Annotated in this window: 1 protein-coding gene; it reads left to right on the top strand. The window is 54.3% G+C overall.

From position 1 onward, the window contains the following. Nucleotides 1-282 (top strand): hypothetical protein (locus CVH10_RS26755; protein ID WP_219924867.1); only part of this gene is annotated, 282 nt, incomplete at both ends.

Genomic DNA, 282 nt, shown 5'->3' with positions numbered 1-282 from the left:
ACAGGATTTCGATGCAACCAACGGTCTGAAACCAGCAGATAGATACGCACCCCGCATCACATCGCTTGTTCGACAGATCGCTGCTCAGTCGGCCAAAGCTGGCATCAGAATGTTGCTCTTGGCTCAACGTGCGGAAGCTTCCATCGTGGGCGGAAACGCTCGCTCGAATTTCGCGGTGAAAATGACTCTCCGCGTAGACGAACCTGAATCTGTCAAAATGCTGCACCCCAACGCAACACCTGAAGAGTGCGCACTGGTCGAAGGATTCGTCCCTGGTCAAGG

The organism is Halomonas sp. ND22Bw, from assembly GCF_003011945.1.
Lineage (GTDB): Bacteria > Pseudomonadota > Gammaproteobacteria > Pseudomonadales > Halomonadaceae > Halomonas > Halomonas halophila.
Note: the sequence above shows the minus strand (reverse complement) of the source record. Positions and strands in the feature narration are given on the sequence as shown.